We start from the raw sequence: 2,040 nt of genomic DNA, 5'->3' as shown, positions 1-2,040 counted from the left end.
GCGCGTTGTGCCCGCCTCTGAGCGACAACGTCTCGATGACCGGCCGTTGTCGCTCGGAGGCGGGCACATCGGCTCATCGCCAAGATTCTGTGGCACCTGGGGAAGCTGAGGCGGCGGCCGGTCAAGGGCTGTCCACCGTCAACGTAGACTCGTCAGGCGAACTTTGAGAGCAACAGAAGAGGTAGTAAAGCGATGAGCGGCCATTCCAAGTGGGCCACCACCAAGCATCAAAAGGCCGTCAAGGACGCGCGCCGTGGCAAGGAATTCGCCCGGCTGATCAAAAACATCGAGGTCGCCGCGCGCACCGGTGGCGGTGACCCCGCGGGCAACCCGACGTTGTACGACGCCATCCAGAAGGCGAAGAAGAGCTCGGTGCCCAACGACAACATCGAGCGGGCCCGTAAACGCGGCGCCGGCGAAGAGGCCGGCGGCGCCGATTACCAGACCATCACCTACGAGGGCTATGGGCCGAGTGGGGTGGCGGTATTGGTCGAGTGCCTGACCGATAACCGCAACCGCGCGGCCAGCGAGGTACGGGTGGCGATGACCCGCAACGGCGGAACGATGGCCGACCCGGGGTCAGTGTCATATTTGTTCTCCCGCAAGGGCGTAGTGACTCTGGAGAAGAACGGCCTGACCGAGGACGACGTGCTGACCGCGGTGCTGGAAGCGGGCGCCGAGGATGTTAACGATCTCGACGACAGCTTCGAAATCATTTCCGAGCCAAGCGATTTAGTCGCTGTGCGGACGGCGCTGCAGGACGCCGGGATTGAGTATGACTCCGCGGAGGCCGGCTTTCAGCCGTCGGTGAGCGTTCCGGTGGACGTCGATGGGGCGCGCAAGGTGTTCAAGCTGGTCGACGCGCTGGAAGAGAGCGACGACGTGCAGAACGTCTACACCAATATCGATATCTCGGACGACGTGCTGGCCGCCCTCGACGACGACTAGGCCAGTGACGACGCGACGTCTACGCGGTTAGCAGGTTAACTCGAATATCGGGCTTCACGTGTTCAGCGGCACGGGCGAGTCGGGCATCGAAGGTGACCAGCGGGGCGCCCTGCGTAGCGGCCACGGCAAGGTAAGCGGCGTCATAAACAGATATGCGGTGGCGCATCGCCCAAACCGCTTGTAGCAGAACGCGATCTGTCCCGACAAATTCGAACTGCATGGCGATGAGCGACTGGAACGCTGACTCGGCGTCCTCAGCGGTCAGGTGATCGCCGAGGACGGCTTTATGCAACGCGCGCATTACTTCCAGTGGCATGTGGTCAGGAGCGATCCAGTCATCGTCGGCGGACATCGCGGTGCGTGCAGAGTCACCCGCGGCCGCGGGGCTGACCAACGCCATGACTGCGACGTTCGCGTCAATCACGATCATTCCTCGCCCTCGCGTCCACGCCGAATCTCCTCAACCACCTCCTCGGCGCAGAGGTCGAGACTGCGGTGTCGCGACAGGCTCTCGAGCAGTGTTTTGTTGCGTTCAGCCTGGAACTCTCGCTCCAGGAGTGCGCGCAAATAGACCTGCGTGCTCTGGCCTCGCGCCGCAGCACGTGCGGCGATGGCGTCGCGCACTTCTTCGGGAACGTCTTTGATCTGAATGGCAACAGTCATCGATTAAGCGTACATGCGCATGGCATGCGCATGCCCTCGACGACGCGCGGATGTTCCAACGTCGAGGGATCGACCAGTCGCCGAAAGTCGGGACATACACGTGGTAGGGGGTGACCGCGTAGTCGGCGGCCAACGCAATCTGCGTTGAATACGGGCTGTCCGCCTGCACCACCATCAGCCCGCCGGGTTTCGCGGGCCTGGCGTGCTGCGAACGCGGAAACCCTTGGCGCCGCGCAAAATACACCGTCATCGGGCGACCTCGGCGGGGGCCGATGCGCGTCGACGACTGGTTATGACCCTGTTCCGGGGTTGCCGGGTGAGCCGGTGGTACCGCCGGGTCCGGGTGCACCCCCGCCGCCACCGTCGCCGCCTTTGGCGTTGGCCGGGACGGATGCGGAGGCGTTGCCGCCGTTGCCACCCTTGCCGCCG

General features: G+C 64.1%; 3 protein-coding genes and 1 pseudogene. 1 reads left to right on the top strand and 3 read right to left on the bottom strand.

Annotated features, from left to right (window positions below; genetic code table 11):
• The first annotated feature begins 192 nt into the window (after nucleotides 1-192).
• On the top strand, nucleotides 193-948 hold the full coding sequence (locus WB785_RS10665; RefSeq protein ID WP_424079006.1) for a YebC/PmpR family DNA-binding transcriptional regulator: 756 nt from the start codon (nucleotides 193-195) through the stop codon (nucleotides 946-948).
• A gap of 19 nt (nucleotides 949-967) precedes the next feature.
• Here the strand turns inward: WB785_RS10665 and WB785_RS10660 are convergent, their stop codons facing one another.
• The 3 genes and pseudogenes from WB785_RS10660 to WB785_RS10650 all read right to left on the bottom strand — a co-directional run.
• Nucleotides 968-1,372 (bottom strand): type II toxin-antitoxin system VapC family toxin, encoded by a 405-nt coding sequence (locus WB785_RS10660; protein ID WP_424079005.1) that lies wholly within the window; start codon nucleotides 1,370-1,372, stop codon nucleotides 968-970.
• A gap of 2 nt (nucleotides 1,373-1,374) precedes the next feature.
• Nucleotides 1,375-1,611, bottom strand: a complete 237-nt coding sequence (locus WB785_RS10655) for a FitA-like ribbon-helix-helix domain-containing protein (protein ID WP_424079003.1) — start codon at nucleotides 1,609-1,611, stop codon at nucleotides 1,375-1,377.
• A gap of 73 nt (nucleotides 1,612-1,684) precedes the next feature.
• A pseudogene (locus tag WB785_RS10650) lies at nucleotides 1,685-1,813 on the bottom strand (spermidine synthase); the annotation flags it as partial.
• Between the last annotated feature and the right edge of the window lie 227 nt (nucleotides 1,814-2,040).

It is taken from the genome of Mycobacterium sp., assembly GCF_049585075.1.
Taxonomy (GTDB): Bacteria; Actinomycetota; Actinomycetes; order Mycobacteriales; family Mycobacteriaceae; genus Mycobacterium.
This window is presented reverse-complemented; position numbering and strand designations above follow the sequence as displayed.

Bases quoted from the DNA above. Each gene is read 5' to 3' on its own strand.
- WB785_RS10665 (WP_424079006.1), top strand. From the start codon at position 193: ATGAGCGGCCATTCCAAGTGGGCCACCACCAAGCATCAAAAGGCCGTC.
- WB785_RS10655 (WP_424079003.1), bottom strand. From the start codon at position 1,611: ATGACTGTTGCCATTCAGATCAAAGACGTTCCCGAAGAAGTGCGCGAC.